Consider the following 21,590-nt stretch of genomic DNA (forward strand, 5'->3'; position numbering starts at 1 on the left):
CCCGGCTGCCTCAGTAGCCGGTCTTGCCGCCCTTGCGCTGGCTCGCGAAGAGGCCGGTGCCCCGCGCGCCCTGGCGCTTGAAGCGCTCGCGGCGCGCCACCTTCGGATCGACAGTGAGCGGCCGGCACAGCTCGATGCGGTCGCCGTCCTTCAGCACCTGGCCCCACTCGACCGCCCTGCCCCAGACACCCGGTGTCATGGCATGCCGCCAATCGAGATCGGTAAAGCGCTGCGACAACCCGCTCGCCTGCACCGCGTCGCTCAGGACGATGCCTTCTTCAAGCTGCAGGACCTGCTCGAACACCTCGCGTGCCGCGGGTGAGCAGGTCAGCGTGACCTCGATCATTCAGGCGCTGCCGTAGACCTGCTCGGCACGCTTGACGAAGGCTTCGACCAGGCTCGATGCAACGGTGTCGAACACCGGCCCCACGAGCGCTTGCAGGGCGAAGTTGCTGAAGCCGTAGCTCATGTGCAGTTCGACGCGGCAGGCGCGTTCGCCCGCTTCGCCCACGGGCACGAACTTCCAGTTGCCGTCGAGGTTGGAGAACGGGCCGTCGACCAGCTTGAGTTGCACTTCCCGGCCGGGAATGTGGGTGTTGCGGGTGGTAAAGCTCTGGTGCAGGCCGGCGAAGGCCAGGCCGACTTCGGCGGTCATGCCGGCTTCGTCCTCTTCGAGGATCCGGGCCTTGTCGCACCATGGAAGGAACTGCGGATACTTCGCCACATCGGTGACGAGCGCGTACATCTCTTCGGCGCTGTACCAGATGAGGACGGACTTGTTGACTGTTTTCATAGAATCGGTGCAGCGTGCGCGACGGATTGTATTGAAGCCATGCGTCCCCATCTTCCCGAGCCATGGCCACAAAGAAACAAGATACCTCCTCCCGCATTGCCGACAACAAGAAGGCCGCGTACAACTATTTCTTCGAAGAACGCTTCGAGGCCGGCATCGTGCTCGAGGGCTGGGAAGTCAAGTCGCTGCGCGAAGGCAAGGTGCAGCTGACCGACGGCTACGTGGTAATCCGCGACGGCGAACTGTTCGTCGTGGGCCTGCAGATCAACCCGCTCAAGAGCGCTTCGACGCACGTCAATCCCGATTCGATCCGCACCAAGAAGTTGCTGCTGCACAAGGAAGAAATCCGCCGGCTCGTCGGCAAGGTCGAGCAGAAGGGCTACACGCTGGTGCCGCTCAACCTGCACTGGAAGGCGGGCAAGGTCAAATGCGACATCGCGCTGGCCAAGGGCAAGGCCGAGCACGACAAGCGCGACACCATCAAGGACCGCGAAGGCAAGCGCGAGGTCGAGCGCGCGATGAAGAGCCGCAGCCGCTAACAGCCGTTCTTTTTTTGCGCAGCATGGAATAAAACGCGCTCTGCGGGCGTTTGTGCGGTGTCATCGGATTGCCGATGCCATCCAACCAGGAGATTCCATGTCGCCACTTCGCGCTTCTTCCCTCGGCTTCGCCGCCGCACTGCTCGGCAGCCTGCTCGCCCTTCCCGCATTCGCTCAACCCAAGGCGGCCGACGGCGCCCTGGTCGGGCCGAACGGCATGACGCTCTACACCTTCGAGAAGGACACGGCCGGCAACGGCAAATCGGTCTGCAACGGCGGCTGCGCCACCAACTGGCCGCCCTTCATGGCCGCCGACAGCGACAAGCCGAGCGGCGACTTCACCATCGTCACGCGCGACGACGGCAAGAAGCAATGGGCCGCCAAGGGCTGGCCGCTCTACTACTGGGTGAAGGACACCAAGCCGGGCGACAAGACCGGCGACGGCGTGGGCGGCAACTGGAAAACCGCCAAGCCCTGATCCGGAACTCGCGCTCCCGGCCCACCCATGGACGCCCGCCTGCTGGTCGACCACATCCCGAGCCTGCGCCGCTATGCGCGCGCGCTCACGGGCAACACGTGGGCGGCCGACGACCTTGTGCAGGACACCCTGGAGCGGGCCTGCAGCAAGTGGCGGCTCTGGGTGGTGGGGAGCGACCTTCGCGCATGGCTCTTCACCGTCATGCACAACATCTTCGCGAGCCAGGTGCGGCGCACGCCACCGCCGCACAGCGTGGTGCCGCTCGACGACGCCACGCATGAGCTGCACGGCGGAATCGACCCCGGCCGCGACCAGGGCACAGGCCTCGACCTGCAACGCTGCCTGCTGCAATTGCCCGAGGAGCAGCGCGCGGTGCTGCTGCTGGTGACGCTCGAAGACATGTCCTATGCCGAGGTGGCGAAGGTGCTGGGCATTCCTGCCGGCACTGTGATGTCCCGCCTCTCGCGCGCCCGCGTGCGGTTGCAGGAACTGCTGGACGGCGCCGCCGCGCCGCATCGCCCCGGCTTGCGCCGTCTCAAATGAAGCCCGTCCCATGAACCGCCCCGCCCCGCCTCCCACCGACATCACCGACGACGAACTGCACGCGCTGGTCGATGGCCAGCTCGCCCCGGATCGCCGTTCCGCGGTCGAAGAAGCCCTGGCGCGCGACCCCGCCATGGCCGCGAAGGTCGCGGCCTGGCACACGCAGCGCGATGCCCTGCGCCGCCTGCATGGCGAGCTGATGGACGACCCCATTCCCGCGCCGCTGATGAGCGCCCTCGACCGCCATCTGCCCCGGCAAGCCCGGCGCAGCATCTGGATGCGCTGGGGCGGCATGGCCGCCGGCGTGCTCGTCGCGTTTGCCGCGGGCTGGCTCGGCAACGCGCAATGGTCGGCATCGCGCGCCCCATCGACCCAACTGGCCAAGGCGCCCGCGATGCGCGAGTTCGTGCACGACGCATCGATCGCCCACGTCGTCTACGCACCTGAAAAAAGGCACCCGGTCGAAGTCGCCGCCTCCGAACAGCAGCACCTCGTGCAGTGGCTCTCCAAGCGGCTCGACCGCCCGCTCAAGGTGCCCGACCTCAGCACCCTGGGCTACACCCTCGTCGGTGGTCGCCTGCTGCCCGGCGAAACCGGCGCGCGCGCCCAGTTCATGTTCGAAGACGCGGCGGGCGAGCGCGTCACGCTCTACGTCGGCACCCTCGACGCCCGGGCCGTGGGCTCGTCACCGGACGCGTTGAAGGAAACCGCCTTCCGATTCGCCTCCGAAGGCCCCGTGCCGAGCTTCTACTGGGTCGACCAGGGCTTCGGCTATGCCTTTGCGGGCAAGCTGCCGCGCGATGTTTTGCTCAAACTCGCGACCCTCGCCTACCGCGATTTGTCGTGAGCCCGGCATAAACTGCCGGCTCGCGCAACAACCCGCTTGCCTTGTTTGTTTTCGCGATTTTTCAACCGAAGGAGAAACTGCATGAAATTGCTCAGCGCCTCGATCCTCGCGGCGGCCCTGCTCGCCGGCTGCGGCGGCATGTCCAACAAGACCGCCAGCGCGCCCGATACGCCCACCCGCACCGCCGACGGCGTGCTGGTCGGACCGAACGGCATGACGCTCTACACCTTCACCAAGGACACGGCCGGCGCGGGCACCTCCGCCTGCAACGCCCAGTGCGCCGCCAACTGGCCGCCGCTCCCCGTGGCCGAGGCTGCCAAGCCGATGGGCGGCTACACCATCATCATTCGCGAAGACGGCAAGCGCCAATGGGCCTACAAGGGCTGGCCACTGTACTACTGGGCCAAGGACGCCAAGCCGGGCGACAAGACCGGCGACGGCGTAGGCGGCAACTGGAAGATCGCCCGCCCCTGAGCGGCACGGTGATCACCTGATCGCAAAGGCTCCGGCTCACACCGGGGCTTTTTTGTTGGCGCGTGCGCCACGGCAGAATCGCCGCATGAATCCTGCAGCTGCGAATCCGGATGCGTTCCTCGCCCTTCTTTCCCATGGCCTGATCACCGATGCGCAGCACGACGCCGTGCTCGCCCATCCCGAGACCGCCGCGCTCCCGCCGATCCCCGGCCCCGCGCACGCACTGGCCTGGATGTGCCTGAAGGGCCTCGTCACCCAGGAAGAAATCGACGCCGCCGTCGACCGGCTCGAAGAGGCCTCGCCGCCCATCGCCACCGCCGACGATGCGTCCTATATCGCCTACGACGCCGAGGAATTCGGGGAGCTCGGCGACCGCGGCATCACCCACGAGGCAGTGAACGCGCTCTTCAATGACGGCCTCGTCGATGCCGAGACACGGGACATGGCACTGGAGGAAACGCCGCTGGTCGGCAGCGTGCCCGCCGCACCGGCCGCGACGCTGGCCTGGATGGTGCTCGACGGCCCGCTCGAGAGGGAAGTGTTCGAGGCCACGCGTGCCGAGGTCGCGGCCGAGCCGGCCTTTGCCATGGCGGCGGACCGGGCCCGCATCGTGGCCGAGGCGCAAGACGAGATCGCGGCCGACGAAAAGGCAGTCGGCGCGTGGCGCGCCACCGCGCAGGGCAAGCGCCGCCGGAGTGCCTGGACCTCCGGGCTGGTCACGCTGGCGATCGCAGGCGGGCTGGGCTGGTACCTCTTCGCGCCGGCAGGCGTGCCGGCCTGCGATGCCGATGCCACGCGCAAGACACTGCAGGGCCTGATGTTCCGCATATCGATCGACGCACGAACCCAGGGCCTGCGCGAAGTCGGCATCCCGAGCCTGAGCGGCCTGCGCGAAATCGGCTATCGCAAGGACGAACGCATCCGCGGCTGCATGGCGACGATGACACGGGGCGACGACACCAAGGCCATCGCGTACACGGTCGGCCCGGCCTCGGCCGACGACGACAAGATGACGGTGCGCGGCGCCGACCCGGTCATCGTGGAGGCTCGGTTCGGCAATCTGGATGCCAAAGGCAAGCCGCTCTACAACGCCGAGCCCATCGGGCGCGTGGCGGCGGAGAAGGCCTTCCGTGACGGCGTGACTGCCCTGCAGGCGAGCTCGCCCGCCGCGGCAATGCTCCAGCGCCAGCTCGAACGCCAGCGCGCGCGGCAGCGCTCCACCACCGGCCTCGTGGTCACAGACGCGGATCGCGAACGCGAGATCGCCGACTTCGAGCCCACCGGTCCCTGCCGCGCGCACGAAGACGGGGTGAGCCGGGTCTGTCCGCTGGTCGTCGAATACAACGACAGCCTGCTGGCCACCATCGGCCGCGCGCAGTCGCTGCCGCTGACCGGCGAGTTCACCTTCGTGCAGGACAACGACAACTGGCGCATGGGTGACGACTTCGCAAAGCGCTTCACCCGGGCGGTGATGGAAGCCCGGCTGGTCGGCATGGGCGTGGCGGACGCCGCTGCGGCGCCCGAGTAAGTCTTGCGCGCCTAGTGCGCGCTAGGCACGACGGTGTCGGCCGCCGTCGTGCGGCGCCCGCGCAGCGCCAGCAACTCGTTGAACACCAGTGCCCCGATGACCAGCGCGCCGCCTGTCAGCACGCTGGCCGCCGGCTCCTCGCCCGCGCCGAGCCAGGCCAGCGCGATGCCGAAGATCACTTCGAGCAGCGCCAGCAGAGCCACCTCGGGCGCCTTCAGCACTTGCGCACACAGCACCGACAGCACACAGGGAATGGCCAGCTGGAACACGCCCAGGAATGCCAGCAAGCCGAGGTCGTGCGCACTCGCCTGGAACGGCAAGGCGAAAGGCAAGGTGAACAAGGCGGTGAGCACGGCGCCGATCAGCACGGCGGGCACCAGGTCGATGTCATGTCCCTTGGCGTGCGCGTGCTGGACCACGGTCCAGTTGGTGGCGCCGGCCAGCGGCACGCACAGCGCGACCAGCGTGCCGAGCAGCGAAGCACCGCCCGCCCCGCCCTGCATCAACTGCGTGCCATACATCCAGCCGATGCCCAGCCCGGCCACCACGATGGCCACCCAGGTGCGCGCGGGCAAGCGGTGACCGATGAAGATGCGCGCGGCGAGCGCGGTGAGCAGCGGCCCGAGCGACATCGTGACCAGCACGCTCGCCGTCGAAGCCATCGTGAGCGCCACCATGAAGGCCGTGAACATCACGGCCCAGCAGACGCCCGAGATCCAGAGCTCGCGCCCACCGCTTCGCAGCTGCGAGAACACGGCGCGTCCCCGCCAAAGCGGCAAGATCACCAGCAGCGCCAGCATCGTGAAGAGGCTGCGCCAGAAGGTGATCTCGAAGCTGTGCGCCTGCGTGAGGTGCCGTGTGACGACGCCCGCCGTGCCCCACATCAGGGTCACGACGACCATCAGCCACACAGCCCCGCCGTGCGTCAGGCGCATGGGATTGCGAAAGAGCTGTTGTACGCGAGGAGGCGATCAGCCCATCGACGTGTCGCGGCCAGCGCGCTTGCGGTCGCTTTCCTTGAGGAAACGCTTGCGCAGGCGCACGCTCTTGGGCGTGATTTCGACCAGCTCGTCGTCCTCGATGAACTCGACGCCGTATTCCAGCGTGAGGTCGATCGGCGGCGTGATCTTGATCGCGTCTTCCTTGCCGCTCACGCGGAAGTTGGTCAGCTGCTTGGTGCGCGTGGCGTTCACGACGAGGTCGTTGTCGCGGCTGTGGATGCCCACGATCATGCCTTCGTACACCGGATCGTTCGCCTTCACGAACATGCGGCCGCGGTCGTCCAGCTTGCCCAGGGCGTAGGTGAAGATTTCACCGTCGTCCATGGAGATCAGCACGCCGTTCTTGCGGCCGCCGATCTCGCCCTTGTGCGGCTCGTAGCTGTCGAAGATGTTGCTGATGAGGCCCGAGCCACGCGTCAGGTTCAGGAATTCGTTGGTGAAGCCGATGAGGCCACGCGCCGGAATGCGGTACTCCAGGCGCACGCGGCCGCGGCCGTCCGGTTCCATGTTGACCAGCTCGCCCTTGCGTTCGCCCAGTGCCTGCATCACGCCGCCCTGGTGGCCTTCTTCGATGTCGGCCGTGACCATTTCGATGGGCTCGTGCTTTTCGCCGTCCACGGTGCGGAACACCACGCGCGGCTTCGACACGGCCATTTCATAGCCTTCGCGACGCATGTTTTCCAAGAGGATGGTCAGGTGCAGTTCGCCGCGACCCATGACTTCGAAGATGCCTTCTTCGTCGGTCTCGCTCACGCGCAGCGCCACGTTGTGCTGCAGTTCCTTTTGCAGACGGTCCCAGATCTGGCGGCTGGTCACGAACTTGCCTTCGCGGCCGGCCAGCGGGCTGGTGTTCACGCAGAAGTTCATGGTCAGGGTCGGTTCGTCGACCTTGAGCATGGGCAGCGGTGCGGGCTTGTCCTTGTCGGTCACGGTGACGCCGATGCCGATGTCGGTGATGCCGTTGATCAACACGATTTCGCCGGGGCCGGCTTCGGTCGATTGCACGCGGTCCAGGCCCTGGAAGGTCAGCACCTGATTGACGCGGCCCTTGATGGCCTTGCCATCCGGGCCTTCCATGACCAGCACGTCGGTCATGGGCTTGAGCGTGCCCTGGCTGATGCGGCCCACGCCGATGCGGCCGACGAAGGTCGAGAAGTCGAGCGCGGAAATCTGCAGTTGCAGCGGCGCGTTCGGGTCACCCTTTTGCGACGGCACATGCTTCAGGATGGTGTTGAAGAGGGCCGACATGTCGGGGCCCCACTGCTCGCCGGCAGCGCCTTCTTCGAGCGACGACCAGCCGTTGATGCCCGAGGCGTACACCACGGGGAAATCGAGCTGTTCGTCGGTCGCGCCGAGCTTGTCGAACAGGTCGAAGGCGGCGTTGACCACCTTGTCGGGGTTCGCACCGGGCTTGTCGACCTTGTTCACGACCAGGATGGGCTTGAGGCCAAGGGCCAGCGCCTTCTTGGTCACGAAGCGCGTCTGCGGCATCGGGCCTTCCTGCGCGTCGATCAGCAGCACCACGCCGTCGACCATCGACAGCGCGCGTTCCACTTCACCACCGAAGTCCGCGTGGCCCGGGGTGTCGACGATGTTGATGTGCGTGCCTTCCCAGGTCACGGCGCAGTTCTTGGCCAGGATCGTGATGCCACGTTCCTTTTCGATGGCGTTGTTGTCCATCACCGTGTCGACGACTTTTTCGTGCTCGGCGAAGGTGCCGGACTGGCGCAGCAGCTGGTCGACCATGGTGGTCTTGCCATGGTCCACGTGGGCAATGATGGCGATATTGCGGATTTGCTTGGTACTCATGGTGTCGCTTCTGTCTGTTGTGCGTTCAAAAGAATTTGCTGAATTTCGATGGGGTTCAGCAAGCGCCCCGGGATCAGTTCGTTGGCGGCGACGTGCGCCGTACCCAGGAAGACAGGAGGCATGTCGCCGAAAACTGCCACTTGGTCTGAATCAGGCCAGGTTCCACGGCGGCGCAGGCCGGACAAAAAGCGCCCCGCATCTTCGCTGCCGAGCGTGACGATCGTGTGGCCCTCGACCAGGGATTCGGCAGGCAACAACTGGGCCAGCTGCTCTTCCTCGTCCATGGCTTCGAGCGCTTCGAGCGTGATGCACTGCGCCACGCCGAAACCGCCGGTGGCCGTGCGGCGCAGCGACGTGAGATGCGCGCCGCAGCCCAAGGCTTCGCCGATGTCTTCGCCCAACGTGCGGATGTAGGTGCCCTTGCTCACCGAGGCCACGATGCGGATCGCGTTGCCCGCCGATTCGGAGGCGGCCTGCGTGATCTTCAATGCATGGATCACGACGTCGCGCGGTGCGCGTTCGATCTCGATGCCTTCGCGGGCGTATTCGTAGAGCGCCTTGCCGTCCTTCTTGAGGGCGCTGTGCATCGGCGGAACCTGGCGGATCGGGCCGTTGAACTGCGCCTCGGCGCGGGCCAGGTCTTCGGCGGTGACGTGCACCGGGCGCTCGGCAATCACCTCGCCCTCGGCATCGCCGGTCGAGGTCTTGATGCCAAGGCGTGCCGTGGCTTCATAGGTCTTGTCGGCATCGAGGTGCAGTTGGCTGAACTTGGTGGCCGCGCCAAAGCACAGCGGCAGGACGCCGGTGGCCAATGGATCGAGCGTGCCGGTATGGCCCGCTTTTTCGGCACGCAGCAACCACTTGGCCTTTTGCAAGGCCTGGTTGCTGGAAAGTCCCAGCGGTTTGTCGAGCAACAACACCCCATGCACAGGGCGCCGCTGCACCCGTGTGCGTGGCGCATTCATCGCTATTCGTCTTTCGAGCGCGAAGCGACAGCCTGCGCGATCAGCGCGTTCATGTCGGCCGCACGCTCGGTGGTGCGGTCGAACAGGAAGTGCAGCGTCGGCACGGTGTGGATATGGAGGCGCTTGAACAGGCCGTTGCGCAGGAACCCCGCAGCCTGGTTCAGCGCGTCGGTGGTCTCGGTCACGTCGCCCGTGAGCACGCTGAAGTAGACCTTCGCGTGCGCATAGTCGGGCGTGACCTCGACCGCCTGGATCGTGACCATGCCCACGCGCGGGTCCTTCAACTCGCGCGCGATCAGTTCCGTCAGATCGCGCTGGATCTGATCGGCGACCTTGAAGGCGCGGTTGGGAGTGGCAGCTTTTCTTTTGGGCATTTGATCAATCACAAGCGTCGCGAGATCGGACTCAGTGCAAGGCGCGCCGTCGCAGACAGTACTTCAGTACGGCAAGACGGCTGCAACGCGGCAATGAGTTCGATATCGCGGCGCGCGTTACAACGTACGCGCGATCTCCTTGATCTCAAAGAATTCGAGCTGATCGCCCTCTTTGATGTCGTTGTAGTTCTTGAGCTTGATACCGCACTCAAAACCTTCGCGGACTTCGCGGACATCGTCCTTCATGCGCTTGATCGAGTCGACTTCGCCGGTGTAGATCACCACGTTGTCGCGCAGCAGGCGGAAATGCGCACTGCGGTTGACCGAGCCCGAGGTGATGTAGGAACCCGCGACCGTACCGATCTTCGAAGCCACGAACACCGTGCGGATCTCGGCCGAACCGATGATCTCTTCGCGGCGCTCCGGTGCCAGCATGCCCGACATCGCAACCTTGATCTCGTCCACGGCGTCGTAAATGATGCTGTAGTAGTTCAGTTGCACGCCGTTGCTCTCGGCCAGCTTGCGCGCACCGGCATCGGCACGCACGTTGAAGCCGATCACGATGGCCTTGGAGGCGATGGCGAGGTTGATGTCGCTTTCGCTGATGCCGCCGACGCCGGCGTACACCATTTGCACCTTGACTTCCTCGGTCGCCAGCTTGAGCAGCGACTGGGCCAGCGCTTCCTGCGAGCCCTGCACGTCGGCCTTGATGATGATCCGCAGCGTCTGCACTTCGCCCGCCGACAGGTCGGTGAACATGTTCTGCAGGTTCGCGGCCTGGGCCTTCGCCAGCTTCGTGTTGCGGAACTTGCCGGCACGGTAGGTGGCGATTTCGCGCGCACGGCGCTCGTCGGCCATCACCATGAACTCGTCGCCCGCCTGCGGCACTTCGGTCAGACCCTGGATCTCGACCGGGATCGACGGACCCGCGGTCTTGATGGTCTTGCCGTTCTCGTCCAGCATGGCGCGCACGCGGCCATAGGTCGAACCGGCCAGCACCACGTCACCCGCCTTCAGCGTGCCCGACTGGATCAGCACGGTCGCAACCGGGCCGCGGCCCTTGTCGAGCTGCGCTTCGATGACCAGGCCCTTGGCCGCGGCATCCACCGGCGCCTTGAGTTCCAGCACTTCGGCCTGCAGCAGCACTTGCTCGAGCAGGTCGTCGATGCCCTGGCCGGTCTTGGCCGACACCGGCACGAACGGCACGTCGCCGCCGTACTCTTCGGGAACGACCTCTTCGGCCACCAGTTCCTGCTTCACGCGGTCCAGGTTGGCGTCGGGCTTGTCCACCTTGTTGATGGCAACCACGATCGGCACACCCGCAGCCTTCGCGTGCTTGATGGCTTCCTTGGTCTGGGGCATGACGCCGTCGTCGGCCGCCACCACCAGGATCACGATGTCGGTGGCCTGCGCACCGCGGGCACGCATGGCGGTGAACGCCTCGTGACCCGGGGTGTCGAGGAACGACACCATGCCGCGTTCGGTTTCGACGTGGTAGGCACCAATGTGCTGCGTAATGCCGCCGGCTTCGCCCGCTGCGACCTTGGCGCGGCGGATGTAGTCGAGCAGCGAGGTCTTGCCGTGGTCGACGTGACCCATGACGGTCACGACCGGTGCGCGCGGCAGGGCTTCCGCCGTTTGCGCCGACACGTCCTCGTCGGTGAAGGCTTCCGGATCGTCCAGCGCGGCAACCACCGCGTTGTGACCCATTTCCTCCACCAGGATCATGGCGGTGTCTTGGTCGAGCGACTGGTTGATGGTCGCCATCTGGCCCAGCTTCATCAATTGCTTGATGACTTCGCCGGCCTTCACGGCCATCTTGTGCGCGAGCTCGGCCACGGTGATGGTCTCGGGAACGTGCACTTCCAGAATGCGCGCCTCGACCGGTGCGGCCGGCGTGTGCTCTTCATGACCGCCGCGGTCGTTGCCGCGACGGCCGCGCGGGCCTCCGCGCCAGTTGCCGCGACCGACACCACCGCTGGCATCGCCGCGGGTCTTGATTTCCTTCTTCTTGGCAGGATCGCCCGCCCAGCTCGACGAGAGCTTGGCCGATTTGACTTCCTTGCCCGCGCCGGCTGCGGCGCCAGGGGCTGCAGCAGCACCCGGAGCGGCCGGCGCACCGGGACGCGCCGCCGGCGTGGCCGGCTTGTGCAGCGTGCCCTTTACCGCGGCCTTTTCTGGCTGCGGCTTCTCGGGCGCCTTGTGCGGCACCAGCACGCGGGCCGGTGCATTCATCATGGCGCGGATGGCTTCGGCCTCGGCGAGGGCCTTGCGGCGACGCTCGTCCAGGTCCTTGGCACGGGCGGCCTCCTCGTCGGCACGAGCCTTCGATTCGGCGGCGGCCTTGGCCTTCGCGTCTTCCTTGGCTTGCGTGGCGGCGGTCTGGGCGGCCAGCTTGGTGTCGGCGGCTTGCTGTTCCGCAGCGGCGGCCGCGGCGACTGCCGCAGGCGCTTCGACCGGCTTGGCGGCTTCCTTCGCGGGCGCAGCAGCGGCTTCGGCGGCAGCCTTCTTTTCGGCGGCGATGCGGGCAGCTTCCTGCTCGGCCTGTTCGGCGCGCTCGGCCTTTTCGGCCTGCTCGCGTTCGCGGGCTTCGGCTTCTTCACGCAGGCGACGCTTCTCGACCAGCTCTTCTTCCTGGCGGCGGATCAGCTCGGCCTGGCGGCGCGCTTCTTCCTCGCGGCGGGCCAGTTCGGCCTCGTCCACGTGGGGTGCGGCCGGCGTGGCGGCAGGCACCTCGGCGGTTTGCTGCACGGGCTCGGCCGGGTGGCCTTCATCGCGCTGGATGAAGGTGCGCTTCTTGCGCACTTCCACCTGAATGGTGCGGGCGCGGCCGGTGGCGTCGGCCTGCTTGATCTCGCTGGTCGACTTCTTGGTCAGCGTGATCTTCTTGCGCTCGGGCTCGGCGGTGCCGTGGCTGGCTTTGAGAAAGCCGAGCAGGCGCTGCTTGTCAGCCTCGGTGAGTGCATCGGTGGGCGCCGCTTTGGGCACGCCTGCGCTCTTGAGCTGGTCAAGCAAGGTTTCGGGAGTCTTCTTGAGCTCGTTCGCGAACTCGGCGACAGTGGTACTGGACATATTGGTTTCGTGCCTCCATGACCATCACTCTTGGCCGGCGAACCAATGTTCGCGGGCTTTCAAGATGAGGGCTTTGGCGTCATCGGCGCTGTGGCCGGTGATCTCGGTGAGTTCATCGACCGCGAGGTCGGCGAGGTCGTCACGGGTGTTCACACCCGCTTCGGCCAACTTGGGAATCAGCTCGGGGTCCAGGCCTTCGAGGTCGCGCAGGTTCTGCGATACCGACGACTGGGTCTCGACGCCCTCTTCCTTGGCGATTTCCATGGTCAGAAGCGCATCCTTGGCACGCGAGCGCAGCTCATTGATGGTGTCTTCGTCGAACGCTTCGATCTCGAGCATTTCGGAAATCGGCACATAGGCGACTTCTTCCAGGCTGTTGAAGCCTTCGGCGATCAGGATGTCGGCGATTTCTTCATCGACATCGAGCTTTTCCATGAAGAGCTTGCGGCTGGCATCCGTTTCGGTCGCCTGCTTCTGGGCCGACTCGTTGGCGTCCATGATGTTGATCTTCCAACCGGTGAGGTCGGAAGCCAGGCGCACGTTCTGGCCGCCACGGCCGATGGCGATGGCGAGGTTTTCCTCGTCGACCACCACGTCCATGGCGTGCTTTTCTTCGTCCACCACGATGGACGACACGTTCGCCGGAGCCAGCGCACCGATCACGAATTGGGCCGGGTCTTCGCTCCACAGCACGATGTCGACGCGCTCGCCGGCGAGCTCGTTGGTCACGGCGTTGACGCGGGTGCCGCGCACGCCGACACAGGTGCCGATCGGGTCGACGCGCTTGTCGTGCGAAAGCACGGCGATCTTGGCGCGCGAACCCGGGTCACGGGCGCAGCTCTTGATTTCGAGCAGGCCCTGTTCGATTTCGGGCACTTCCTGGCGGAACAGCTCGATCATGAACTCGGGGGCCGAGCGCGACAGGATGATCGGCGCGCCGCGCAGCGTCAGGTCGACTTCCATGATCATGGCCCGCACGCGGTCGCCATTGCGCAGGTTTTCCTTGGCGATCATCTCGCTGCGACGCAGGCGCCCTTCGACGCGGCCGGCCTCCACGATGATGTCGCCCTTGTCCAGGCGCTTGACGGTGCCGACAAAGATCTTGTCGCCGCGCGACATGAAGTCGTTGAGCAGCATCTCGCGCTCGGCGTCGCGGATCTTCTGCAGGATGACCTGCTTGGCGGCCATGGCGCCGATGCGGCCGATCGGCACCGAGTCCACCGCTTCTTCGATGTACTCGCCGACTTCGATGTCCGACATTTCTTCCTTGGCTTCGAACAGGAGGATTTCCTGGTCGGGCAGCTGCAGGCCGGCTTCGTCGGGAACGACGTGCCAGCGACGGAAGGTTTCGTAGTCGCCGCTGTCGCGATCGACGGCGACGCGGATGTCCACATCGCCCTGATGGAGCTTCTTGGTGGCTTGCGCCAGTGCGGATTCGACCGCGCCGAAGACGACGTCACGTTCGACGTTCTTCTCGCGCGAGATCGCATCCACCAACATCAACATTTCGCGATTCATGCCACCACTCCTCTTGTCAGTCAGGAACATTCGTTCCGTCGTCAATGTCCGAAAAACCCGGTTGGGTTTTGGCCTTGCGGCCCTTGAAATCCACAATCGGCGCGAGCCGCGCGTCGCGCAGCTCGTCCAATACGAAGCCCAGCGCATGCAACGGTGCAGGCGCGCGCTTCTTGCTCACTTTTTGACCCGGCTTGGGCTTGGGCGCATCGCTCCAGACGATTTGCCAGCCCGGGGCTGCGTCAGCCCCTTCTGCCTTTTCAGCACGCTCCAGCGTGCCGCGAAATTTCTTGCGGGTGGCGGACACCTGGCCCGCAGCCGCTGCGCCCATGGGCGCCTTGAGCGTGATGTCGATCACCGCACCCACGAAACGCTCGAAATCCTGCTCGTTGCGCAACGGCCTGTCGATACCGGGCGAGGACACCTCGAGCCGCTTGTAATCGACACCATCGACCTCGAGCGCGAACTGCAGTTGCCGCGTCACCTTCTCGCAGTCTTCGACCGTCACGAAGGGCTCTGGCACACCGGCCGCCACAGCTTCGGAGGTGGGGGCCGTCCAAGGCAAATCAATCGTCACGCGCAGCAATCCCCCGGCCGAGCGTTCGATCTCGACCAGGTCGTAGCCAAGACCGGCCACGGTTTGTTCCACTATTTGCTGCAATGCCACGTGTTCGAAAGTGCCTTTTAAATACTCAATTCGCCGAATTCGCGATATCCGCCAATGCACGAATGCCGCGTTCTCAGCGAACGTAACGAATGATCAAGAATGCATAGACCAAAAAAAACGGGCGGTTGGTACCCGCCCGTTTGGTCGTGAGCCTCGAATTATATGCTATTCGTGTGATAAATGAAGGGGCTTTGGCGCTCAGGCGGCATTCAGACGGCGAGATTTCGACCAGACCACCGCAAACAGCACCGCGCCGAGTGCCAGCGCCGCCGCCGCGACCAGCAGGGGCTGCTCGAAGGAGCCGGTGCGCTGGGCCAGCGGCGCCGCGAACAGCGGGCCGATGATCTGCCCCACTCCATAAGACGCCGTGGCGTAGCCGATCAGCCCCGCCGCTGAATTGCCACGCAGCCGGCGCGCCTCCCGCATGGCAAAAAGAGTGATCGCAGTGAACGGCATTCCCAGCAGCAGGCTGCCCAACGCGAATCCGCCGATCGTGGGCCACGCCACGGAAAGCACCACACCCAGCGCTTGCAGCGCATAAGCGGCTGCCAGGAGCAGCCGGTTGTCCCAATGGGTAGGCGCGCGGGCACCGATCAACGCACCCGGAATGATGGCCGCACCGAACAGCGGCCAGAAGAAGTCGGGCCACGACGATTCCGGCAGCGCATGGCGCGCGATCACGGGCAGGAAGGTGGCCGTGATGATGTAGCCGAAGCCTGCCAGCCCATAGAGCGCCACCAGCCAGATCGCGTCGCTGCGATCCGCGCCTGATGCCCTGGCGCTGCTTGCGGCCACAGGCGCCTTCGTGCCGTTGCCCTGCGCGGCTTCACCGTCATCGAACACTCGCCAGATGATCGCGATGAGCACCACGGCCAGCAAGCCCAGCCCGATCCAGCCCACCTCCGAGCCCCAGCGCCCCAAGGCCCCGCCGAGCAGACCGGTCATCGCGATCCCGATCCCAGGCCCCGTATAAATAACGCCGGCCAGCATTGGCGAATTCGTTTCGGCCAGCCGCCGCAGGCCCCAGCCCGAGGCAAAGACAAAGACCCAGGCGCTCATCACGCCCGCCGCCCCGCGCAGGATGCCCCAGCCGGTGAAGCTGTGGAGCAGCCCCATGCCGATCAGCAAGGCCGCCGTCGCGGCCAGCCCGCCCCGGACCATGCTCGACGCCTTGATCCCGATCGCCGCGCAGCTCACCGCCCCGAGGAAATAGCCCAGGTAGTTGAGCGACGCCAGCACCCCGCCCCCGGCCAGTTCCAGTTTCCCCTCGCCCAGCATGATGGGCAGCATTGGCGTGAAGGCGAATCGCCCGAGACCCATCGCCACCGCCAGCGTGACCATGCAGGCCAGCGCTGCGCGCCAGGCGCCGCGGCGGTCCTGTCCGTTTACCGACATTTCTTCTTCTCTTTTCGTTTTATTCCAGCAGCGCGGCGGCCACCAGCTTCTGCGTATAGGGATGCTCCGGCGCATCCAGCACGCGCTCGACAGTCCCGGTTTCGAGGATTTGCCCCATCCTTCATCACGATGACCTGGTGCGCCATGGCGCGGATGACCTCGACGTCATGGGTGATCAGCAAATAGCTCAGCCCCCGCTCCCGCTGCAGGCGCTGCAGCAGGCCCAGCACCTGCTTCTGGATCGTCACATCGAGCGCGCTGGTCGGCTCGTCGAGCACCAGCAGTTGCGGATCGACGATCAAGGCACGCGCGATCGCCAGCCGCTGCCGCTGCCCACCCGAGAACTCGTGCGGATAGCGGTCGAGCAGCGCGGGAAACTGCGCCTCGGTCAGCCCCACGTCCGCCAGCGCAGTGAGCGAGCGAGCCCTGCGCGCCTTCGTATCGAGTTCCGGTGCGTGGACGCGCAGACCCTCCCCCACGATCTGCTCGACCGTCATGCGCGGCGAGAGCGAGGAGAACGGGTCCTGGAACACCACCTGCATCGTGCGGCGAAGCGCCAGGTCCGATGCGCGGTCGACCGCCCACCCCTTGCCGTCAACCTTCAGCTCGCCCCGATGCTTCAGCAGCCCGAGCGCCGCGAGCGCCAGCGTCGACTTGCCCGAGCCCGATTCGCCGACCACGCCCAGCGTCTCGCCCGGCACGATGCGGAAATCGGCGCCCTGCACCGCAATGAATTCGCCCTTGCGGAACCAGCCGGCAAAACCGGGCCTCGGCACCGGATAGCTCACGCGCAAGGCCTTGGCTTCGAGCAGAGGGGCAGCGTCTGCCCGCGCCACCACCGCCGCGACGTCGCGCTCCGGATGGCTGTCGATCAGCTTCCGTGTGTAGGCGTGCTGCGGAGCGTCGAACACGGTGGCCACGGCGCCGTGCTCGACGATGTGGCCGTTCTCCATCACCGCCACGCGGTCGGCAAAACGGCGCACGAGGTTCAGGTCGTGGGTGATCAGCAGCACGGCCATGCCGTACTTGCGCTGCAAATCGGCGAGCAGTTCGAGGATCTGCGCGCGCACTGTGACGTCGAGCGCGGTGGTCGGTTCATCGGCCAGCAGGAGGCGCGGCTTGCAGGCGAGCGCCATCGCGATCATGGCGCGCTGGCGCTGGCCGCCCGAGAGTTGGTGCGGGAACGACCTCGCCCGCCGCGCCGGCTCCGGAATGCCGGTGTCCGCCAGCAGCTGTACTGCCGCCGCTTGTGCCGCGCGGGCGGACAGCCCTTCGTGCAGCTCCAGCACCTCGGCGATCTGGTCGCCCACGCTGTAGAGCGCGTTGAGGGCGGTCATCGGCTCCTGGAAGATCATCGCGATCTCCTTGCCGCGGATGCCGCGCAACTCGCGCTCGGGAATCGCCAGCAGGTCGCGTGCGCCCTGCGAGGATTCGGGGCCGAAGAGCCTTGCGGCGCCCGCGAGGTCGGCGTTCTGGACGAGGCGCAGCAGCGACAGCGCTGTGACGGTCTTGCCCGAGCCCGATTCACCCACCAGCGCGAGTTTTTCGCCCGCGGCAATCTGGAAGTCGATGCTGTGCACGACCTCCTTGCCGCTGAACGAGACCTGCAGGCCCTTCACGTCGAGCAAGGGCTTCTTCGTTGCTGGATTCATATCGCTCACTTGTCAGCCTTCCGCGGATCGAGCGCATCGCGCAGCGCGTCACCCATGAAGGTCAGCAGCATGAGCGTGATGACCAGCACGCCGAAGGTCGACAGCGAGATCCACCAGGCATCGATGCTCGACTTGCCCTGGTTCAGCAATTCGCCCAGCGACGGCGTGCCGGGCGGCACCCCGAGACCGAGAAAGTCGAGCGAGGTCAGCGCCAGAATCGCCGCACTCATGCGAAACGGCAGGAAGGTGACGACAGGCACCATGCTGTTCGGCAGGATGTGGCGCCACATGATCTGCAGGTTGCTCACGCCGAGCGCACGCGCGGCGCGCACGTAATCCATCTGGCGGTTGCGCAGGAACTCGGCGCGCACGTAGTCCGACAGGGCCATCCAGCCGAACAGGCTCAGCAAGATGAGCAGCAGCGTCACGCTCGGCTTGAAGATGGCGCTGAAGATGATCAGCAGGTAGAGCTCCGGCATCGAGCCCCAGATTTCGATGAAGCGCTGGAACGCGAGGTCGATCCTCCCCGCGAAGTAGCCCTGCACCGCGCCGGCCGCCACCCCCAGCACCGTGCCGATGACCGTGAGCGCAAGCGCGAACAGCACGCTCACCCGAAAGCCGTAGATCAGCTGGGCCAGCAGGTCACGGCCGCGGTCGTCGGTGCCGAGCCAGTTGTCGGCCGATGGCGCCGCCGGGCTCGGCGCCTTGGCGAAGTAATTGAGCGTCTTGGCACCGTAGGTGTTGGGCGCGAAGACCGCCCAGTTGTCGCCGGCAGTGATCCGGTCGCGAATGAAGGGGTCGAGGTAGTCGGCCGGCGTTTCGAAGTCGCCGCCGAAGGTCTTCTCGGAATAGTCGCGCAGCACGGGGAAATAGGTCTGGCCCTGGTAGCGCACGATCAGCGGCTTGTCCGTGGACAGCACCTCGGCAAAGAGGCTCAGCACCACCATGAGCGTGAAGAGCACAAGGCTCCAGTAACCGAGCCGGTTGCGCTTGAAGCGCATCCAGGCGCGGCGGCCGGGCGAGATGTGCGGGGCCGTCTCAGTCGAATTTGACACGCGGGTCCACCCAGACGTAGCAGAGATCGGAGATCAGCTTGGTCACCAGGCCGATCAGCGTAAAGATGTAGAGGGTGCCCAGCACCACGGGGTAGTCGCGGCGGATCACGCTTTCGTAGCCCAGCAGGCCCAGGCCGTCGAGCGAGAACAGCGTCTCGATGAGCAGCGATCCCGCGAAGAACGAGCCGATGAAAGCCGCCGGCAGCCCTGTGATGATGGGGATCAGCGCGTTGCGGAACACATGCTTCCAGAGCACCTGCCGTTCGCCCAGTCCCTTGGCTCGCGCGGTCAGCACGTATTGCTTTCGGATCTCCTCGAGGAACGAGTTCTTGGTCAGCATGGCCGTCACCGCGAAGCTGCCGAGCACCATGGCCGTGACCGGCAAGGTGATGTGCCAGAGGTAGTCGACGATGCGGGCGCCCCAACTGAGTTCGTCCCAGTTCGAGGAAGTCAGCCCGCGCAGCGGAAACCACTGCAGCTGCCCCCCGAAGATCACCAGCAGCGCCACGCCCAATACGAAGCCTGGAATGGCATAGCCGATCAGCACGATGAGCGTGGTGATGAGGTCGAAGCGCGAACCGGCGCGCACCGCCTTGGCCACGCCCAGCGGCACCGCCACGCCGTAGCTGATGAAGAAGGTCCAGAGGCCGAGGCTGATCGATACGGGCAACTTATCGAGGATCAGCGTCCACACGTCCTTGTTCTGGAAAAAGCTCTTGCCCAGGTCGAAGCGCGCGAACTGCCCGAGCATCTGCCAGAGGCGCTCGTGCGGCGGCTTGTCGAAGCCGTACAGCGCCTTGATCTGCTCCAGGCGCTTGGGATCGACGCCCTGGTTGCCCCGGTAGGAGCCGCCACCCGACTCGAAACCACCGCCCCCCCCGCCGACGCCCGCGGTTTTCGCCTCGGCCAGGTATTGCTCAACCGGTCCCCCGGGCACGAACTGGATGACGAGGAAGGTAACCAGGAGCACGCCCAGCAGCGTGGGAATGAACAGCAGCAGTCGCTTGAGGACATAGGAGAGCATGGTGGCGTTCTTTCTCTTCTATGGCTTCTTCGGCGGCTTGGCCCACCAGGTGCCCATGATCCAGCCCTCGGCCGCGGCATATGGCGGCATCGGCGCCTTGAACGCCAGTCGCCAGTCGTCGTACACGACACGGTGCGAACTCAGCGTCCACTGGGGAATCAGGTAGTGGCTGTGCATGATGACCCGGTCCAGCGCCCGGCAGGCAGGCAGCAGTTCGGCCTTCGTGTCGGCATCGACGATGTCCTTGAGCAAGGCATCGACCGCCGGCGTAGACACGCCCATGTAGTTGCCCGAACTTTCCGTCTTGGCGGCCTTGCTGCCGAAAATTTCGAGCAGTTGCTGGCCCGGGTTGTTGGTGCCGGGGAAATTGATGGTGGTGATGTCGAACTCGAACCGGTCGAGCCGCTCCTGGTAGAGCGCGAAATCGACGGACGAGAAATTGAGCGTGATGCCGAGCTTCTCGAGATTGCGGACCCACGGCGATACCGTGCGCACGCCGCCTTCCCTGCTGTCCAGATACTCGAGCGTCATGGCATCGCCCTTCGCATTGCGCAGCGCGCCGTCGCGGTACTCCCAGCCAGCTTCCTTGAGCAACTCGCGCGCGCGGCGCAGGTTGTTGCGCAGCGAGTGATCCGCACCCTCGGTCGTGGGCGGCGTGTACATCGGACCGAAGCTGGCGTCGGGAATCTTGCCGCGCCAGCGCTCCAGCAAGGCCTTTTCCTCCGCCGAAGGCAGGCCCTGCGCTTCACAGTCGGTGTTGCCGAACAGGTCCTTCACGCGCGGATAGCCGCCGTAGAACATCTGGCGGTTCATCCACTCGTAGTCCAACGCCAGCCCGAGCGCTTCGCGCACGCGTGGGTCCTTGAGCTTGTCCCGGCGGCTGTTGAGCACGTAGCTCTGGAAGCCCGCGGGCTTCTTGTGCTGGAACTCGTGCTTGATGAGCTCGCCGCTATCGAAGCGCTTGCCGGTGACCCGCCGCGCCCAGTCGCCGGCCGAGTAGAAGCTCATCATGTCGAACTCGCCGGCCTTCAGGGCCTCCAGGCGGGCCGTGTTGTCCTTGTAGATCTTGACGGTGATGCGATCGAAGTTGTAGCTGCCGCGGTTCACCGCGAGGTTGCGGCCCCAATAGCCCGGGTCGCGCACGTAGGTGATGTCCTTGCCGAAACGCACCGGCCCGATCTTGTAGGCACCGCTGCCGATGGGGATGTCCATCACGACTTGATCGAAAGGCTTGGCCTTGCCGTTCTCCATGCCCCAATCGCGGCTGAAGACCGGCAAGCTGCCCACAGTGAGCGGCAATTCGCGGTTCGGGGTCTTGAAGCGGAAGCGGATCGTGCGGGCATCGATCACATCGGCACCGTCGACCTCCTGCAGCAGTGTCTTGTAGCCCGGCGAAGTGAAGGGGCCGATCAGCGTGTCGTAGCTGTGCTTCACATCGGCCGCCTCGACCGGCTTGCCGTTGTGGAACTTCGCCTCGGGCCGGAGGCGAAAGGTCACGCTGAGGCGGTCGGGGGCAACCGCCACGTCTTCTGCCAGCAGGCCGTAGCCGGAAGCGGTTTCGTCCATCGAGCCGGCCAGCAGCGTCTCGAAGATCAGGCTGTCGAGGTAAGCCGGTGCCGAGCCCTTGATGGTGAACGGGTTGTACTTGTCGAAGGTGGAAACGCGCAGATTGCTGACCAGGCGCAGCTCGCCGCCCTTGGGCGCATCGGGGTTGACGTAGTCGAAGGCGGTGAAGCCGGGTGCGTACTTCAGGTCGTCCCAAAGTGCATATCCATGCGCGGCCCACGCGGGAACCGCACACACCAACAACCAACCGACCCGGAGAAACCGCATGCGAGAATTCTGCCCAAGATTTTCAC

General features: G+C 65.6%; 19 protein-coding genes and 1 pseudogene. 6 read left to right on the forward strand and 14 right to left on the reverse strand.

Going from position 1 to position 21,590, the window contains the following annotated elements:
* Positions 1-10: 10 nt before the first annotated feature.
* Together QF040_RS08185 and QF040_RS08190 are read right to left on the reverse strand one after the other, a co-directional pair.
* Entirely contained in the window at positions 11-346 is a 336-nt protein-coding gene (locus QF040_RS08185; RefSeq protein ID WP_429610625.1) for an RnfH family protein, read from the reverse strand.
* The gene (locus QF040_RS08190) at positions 347-793 is read right to left on the reverse strand and encodes a type II toxin-antitoxin system RatA family toxin (RefSeq protein ID WP_429610626.1); all 447 of its coding nucleotides are present in this window, start codon (positions 791-793) and stop codon (positions 347-349) included. It lies immediately after the preceding gene.
* 62 nt (positions 794-855) lie between these two features.
* On the opposite strand from QF040_RS08190, the gene smpB reads away from it, so the two are divergent.
* The 6 genes from smpB to QF040_RS08220 all read left to right on the forward strand — a co-directional run bounded on the left by smpB (position 856) and on the right by QF040_RS08220 (position 5,202).
* Positions 856-1,332, forward strand: a complete 477-nt coding sequence (gene smpB, locus QF040_RS08195; RefSeq protein WP_013541279.1) for an SsrA-binding protein SmpB — start codon at positions 856-858, stop codon at positions 1,330-1,332.
* A gap of 97 nt (positions 1,333-1,429) precedes the next feature.
* Positions 1,430-1,810 (forward strand): COG4315 family predicted lipoprotein, encoded by a 381-nt coding sequence (locus tag QF040_RS08200; protein WP_429610627.1) that lies wholly within the window; start codon positions 1,430-1,432, stop codon positions 1,808-1,810.
* Between the two features lie 27 nt (positions 1,811-1,837).
* Positions 1,838-2,353, forward strand: coding sequence for a sigma-70 family RNA polymerase sigma factor (locus tag QF040_RS08205; protein ID WP_307506175.1), 516 nt, complete (start codon positions 1,838-1,840; stop codon positions 2,351-2,353).
* 10 nt (positions 2,354-2,363) lie between these two features.
* On the forward strand, positions 2,364-3,200 hold the full coding sequence (locus tag QF040_RS08210; RefSeq protein ID WP_429610628.1) for an anti-sigma factor family protein: 837 nt from the start codon (positions 2,364-2,366) through the stop codon (positions 3,198-3,200).
* Positions 3,201-3,281: 81 nt separating this feature from the next.
* Positions 3,282-3,674 carry a COG4315 family predicted lipoprotein gene (locus QF040_RS08215; protein WP_429610629.1) on the forward strand — a complete coding sequence of 131 codons (393 nt, stop codon included), beginning with the start codon at positions 3,282-3,284 and terminating at the stop codon, positions 3,672-3,674.
* An 85-nt stretch (positions 3,675-3,759) separates the two neighbouring features.
* Entirely contained in the window at positions 3,760-5,202 is a 1,443-nt protein-coding gene (locus QF040_RS08220) for a hypothetical protein (RefSeq protein WP_429610630.1), read from the forward strand.
* A gap of 11 nt (positions 5,203-5,213) precedes the next feature.
* Here QF040_RS08220 and QF040_RS08225 read toward each other — a convergent pair whose 3' ends face one another.
* From QF040_RS08225 to QF040_RS08280, 12 genes and pseudogenes are all read right to left on the reverse strand, one after another.
* Positions 5,214-6,137: a DMT family transporter gene (locus tag QF040_RS08225; RefSeq protein ID WP_429610631.1), complete on the reverse strand. Its 924-nt coding sequence runs from the start codon at positions 6,135-6,137 to the stop codon at positions 5,214-5,216.
* A 36-nt stretch (positions 6,138-6,173) separates the two neighbouring features.
* Positions 6,174-8,012 (reverse strand): translational GTPase TypA, encoded by a 1,839-nt coding sequence (gene typA, locus QF040_RS08230; protein WP_429610632.1) that lies wholly within the window; start codon positions 8,010-8,012, stop codon positions 6,174-6,176.
* Entirely contained in the window at positions 8,009-8,977 is a 969-nt protein-coding gene (truB, locus tag QF040_RS08235; protein WP_429610633.1) for a tRNA pseudouridine(55) synthase TruB, read from the reverse strand. The genes typA and truB overlap by 4 nt, the downstream gene beginning before the upstream one ends.
* Before the next feature lie 2 nt (positions 8,978-8,979).
* Entirely contained in the window at positions 8,980-9,351 is a 372-nt protein-coding gene (gene rbfA / locus QF040_RS08240) for a 30S ribosome-binding factor RbfA (RefSeq protein ID WP_429610634.1), read from the reverse strand.
* 117 nt (positions 9,352-9,468) lie between these two features.
* Entirely contained in the window at positions 9,469-12,423 is a 2,955-nt protein-coding gene (gene infB / locus QF040_RS08245) for a translation initiation factor IF-2 (protein WP_429610635.1), read from the reverse strand.
* A gap of 24 nt (positions 12,424-12,447) precedes the next feature.
* Complete coding sequence (nusA, locus tag QF040_RS08250; protein ID WP_013541268.1) at positions 12,448-13,941, reverse strand: transcription termination factor NusA; 1,494 nt, start codon at positions 13,939-13,941, stop codon at positions 12,448-12,450.
* Positions 13,942-13,957: 16 nt separating this feature from the next.
* Positions 13,958-14,605 (reverse strand): ribosome maturation factor RimP, encoded by a 648-nt coding sequence (gene rimP / locus QF040_RS08255; RefSeq protein ID WP_429610636.1) that lies wholly within the window; start codon positions 14,603-14,605, stop codon positions 13,958-13,960.
* 198 nt (positions 14,606-14,803) lie between these two features.
* A complete protein-coding gene (locus QF040_RS08260) occupies positions 14,804-16,000 on the reverse strand; it encodes a YbfB/YjiJ family MFS transporter (RefSeq protein ID WP_429610637.1) in 1,197 nt (398 codons plus the stop codon).
* 19 nt (positions 16,001-16,019) lie between these two features.
* Positions 16,020-17,652 (reverse strand): annotated as a pseudogene (locus QF040_RS08265) (ABC transporter ATP-binding protein).
* Positions 17,653-17,657: 5 nt separating this feature from the next.
* Complete coding sequence (locus QF040_RS08270; protein WP_429610638.1) at positions 17,658-18,707, reverse strand: ABC transporter permease; 1,050 nt, start codon at positions 18,705-18,707, stop codon at positions 17,658-17,660.
* Positions 18,691-19,731, reverse strand: coding sequence for a microcin C ABC transporter permease YejB (locus tag QF040_RS08275; RefSeq protein WP_307644521.1), 1,041 nt, complete (start codon positions 19,729-19,731; stop codon positions 18,691-18,693). The genes QF040_RS08270 and QF040_RS08275 overlap by 17 nt, the downstream gene beginning before the upstream one ends.
* 18 nt (positions 19,732-19,749) lie before the next feature.
* The gene (locus tag QF040_RS08280) at positions 19,750-21,564 is read right to left on the reverse strand and encodes an extracellular solute-binding protein (protein ID WP_429610639.1); all 1,815 of its coding nucleotides are present in this window, start codon (positions 21,562-21,564) and stop codon (positions 19,750-19,752) included.
* Between the last annotated feature and the right edge of the window lie 26 nt (positions 21,565-21,590).

Origin of the sequence: Variovorax sp. W2I14, assembly GCF_050435205.1 — a bacterium.
In the GTDB taxonomy this organism is placed as follows: Bacteria; Pseudomonadota; Gammaproteobacteria; order Burkholderiales; family Burkholderiaceae_C; genus Variovorax; species Variovorax paradoxus_C.